The organism is Burkholderia sp. Ac-20379 (assembly GCF_017104645.1).
Classification (GTDB): domain Bacteria; phylum Pseudomonadota; class Gammaproteobacteria; order Burkholderiales; family Burkholderiaceae; genus Burkholderia.
The window spans coordinates 1-1482 of record NZ_JAAGPF010000694.1 but is presented as its reverse complement, the minus strand read 5'-3'; the positions used below and the strand labels follow the sequence as shown (position 1 = coordinate 1482).

At 70.2% G+C, this 1482-nt stretch carries 2 protein-coding genes and 1 pseudogene; 1 reads left to right on the top strand and 2 read right to left on the bottom strand.

Annotated elements, in window-relative coordinates:
* Positions 1-110: 110 nt before the first annotated feature.
* Positions 111-290 (bottom strand): annotated as a pseudogene (locus G3N92_RS34025) (CHAD domain-containing protein); the annotation flags it as partial.
* 140 nt (positions 291-430) lie between these two features.
* Complete coding sequence (locus tag G3N92_RS34020; protein ID WP_206131868.1) at positions 431-814, bottom strand: tautomerase family protein; 384 nt, start codon at positions 812-814, stop codon at positions 431-433.
* A gap of 112 nt (positions 815-926) precedes the next feature.
* On the opposite strand from G3N92_RS34020, the gene G3N92_RS34015 reads away from it, so the two are divergent.
* Positions 927-1482 (top strand): LysR family transcriptional regulator (locus tag G3N92_RS34015; protein WP_206131867.1); only part of this gene is annotated, 556 nt, incomplete at its 3' end.

The window sequence follows — 1482 nt, the reverse complement described above, 5'->3', positions numbered from 1 at the left end:
TCCCAGCCCTACCCAGCCCCCTCCACTCTTGCCCTGCACGACGCACTTCCAATCTCCTCCACCCACGCGCACCAGCCGGCGGCCTTCGGCACCGCCTCGGCCAGCGCGAACGGCCGGATCGCGAGCCGCTCGTGACCGCGCTTCATGCGCACCGGCGGACAGATCCGCCACGCGCGCACCAGCTCCATGCCGAAGTCGCGCACGGCCCGCGCAGTGCCGCGCCTTCGCGGGGCCGTCGCGCCGCCCGAAGGCAGCGGCAGGGCAAGCACGATTTCGAGGACACGCGTCATGACACCTCCGCTCGCCAGCCAGTCCGCCGCGCGGCTGCGGCCGTCGACGGCTGTCGATGCCGCTCATGGTACATGGCGCGCCGCCCGGCGAGCAGGGGTGTCAGACAGGGCAGCAGGCGGCCGCTGCGGCCGCGCGGGGTTCACTTCGCGTATTGCGCAACGCCCATGCCGAACGACCAGTTGTCGACCGATACCTCGACCAGATTGACGAGCACGTCCTCGGGCCGTACGCCCGGCGACGCGCCCAGTTCCTCGACGATCAGCCGGTACAGCTCGCGCTTCTGCTCGAGCGTGCGCGTGTTGTTCGCGGCGATCTGGATCATCACCAGATCGTCGCTGCGCTCGATGCCGAGGTAGTGGCGGCCGTAGACGAAATCGTCGGCGCCGTGCTGGGTGAGGGTCATGAAGATGTCGTCCTCGGGCACGTTGAACGCGCGCTGCAACGCGCGGTGAATGCCGGTGAACAATGCGCGGCGATCTTCGGCGGAACGACCTTCGCGGATGGCGATACGGGTCATGGGCATGGCGGGCTCCTGGGTGAGCGATACACGGTTGAGAAAGGACACACCCGCAGGTTAGGCCCGCTCATTTATAATGAACAGACATCCATACATATATCATCCATTTCCACTTGAAATGAAACCGCTCGATCTCGACGCCGTTCGCGCCTTCGTGCTGGTGGCCGATCTGGCCAGCTTCACGCGCGCCGCCGACGCGCTCGGCACCACCCAATCGGCCGTCAGCCTGAAGATCAAGCGGCTGGAGGCGCACCTGGGCCGCGCGCTGCTGGAGCGCACGCCGCGCGTGGTGCGGCTCGCGGCCGACGGCGACGCGTTCCTGCCGGCCGCGCGCGAGCTGCTCGACGCCCATGCGCGCGCGCTGGGCGCGGTGGCGGCCGAGTCACGCCGGCTCGTGCTCGGCATCAGCGAGCACGTCGCGGTGCCGGATCTGCCCGCGCTCCTGGCCAGCCTGAACCGGCACGACCCGGCGCTGGCGCTCGACATGCACCTGGGCTCGTCGGGCCCGCTGCTCGCGCAGTACGACGAGCGGCGGCTCGACGCCGTCCTGATCCGTCACGAGCCGGGCGAGGATCCGCCGCGCGAGGGCGGCCAGTTGCTGTTCACCGAGCCGCTGGCCTGGCTGGCCGCGCCCGACTGGGCGCCGCGCGCGGGCGAGCCGTTGCCGCTGGCCA

Coding starts and splice junctions, on each gene's coding strand:
- G3N92_RS34020 (WP_206131868.1), bottom strand. CDS start 814: ATGCCCATGACCCGTATCGCCATCCGCGAAGGTCGTTCCGCCGAAGAT.